The sequence below is a fragment of the Alicyclobacillus sp. CIJ1 genome, from assembly GCF_057538885.1.
The window spans coordinates 1-407 of sequence record NZ_BAAJPH010000123.1; the positions used below are offsets into that span (position 1 = coordinate 1).

A 407-nucleotide genomic window follows, 5' to 3' on the forward strand; every position below is an offset into this window, starting at 1 on the left:
GCAGCACGGGCAGCACGGGCAGCACGGGCAGCACGGGCAGCACGGGCAGCACGGGCAGCACGGGCAGCACGGGCAGCACGGGCAGCACGGGCAGCACGGGCAGCACGGGCAGCACGGGCAGCACGGGCAGCACGGGCAGCACAGGCAGCACAGGCAGCACGGGCAGCACGGGCACCACGGGCACCACAGGCACCACGGGCACCACGGGCACCACGGGCACCACGGGCACCACGGGCACCACGGGCACCACGGGCACCACGGGCAGCACGGGCACCACGGGCACCACGGGCACCACGGGCACCACGGGCACCACGGGCACCACGGGCACCACGGGCACCACGGGCACCACGGGCACCACGGGCACCACGGGCACCACGGGCACCACGGGCACCACGGGCACCACGGGC

General features: G+C 77.1%; 1 protein-coding gene. It reads right to left on the reverse strand.

Annotation, left to right across the window (positions count from 1 at the left end):
• Window positions 1–407: hypothetical protein (locus tag AC27E8_RS11060; protein WP_487111483.1), on the reverse strand; the 407-nt coding region annotated here is incomplete at both ends.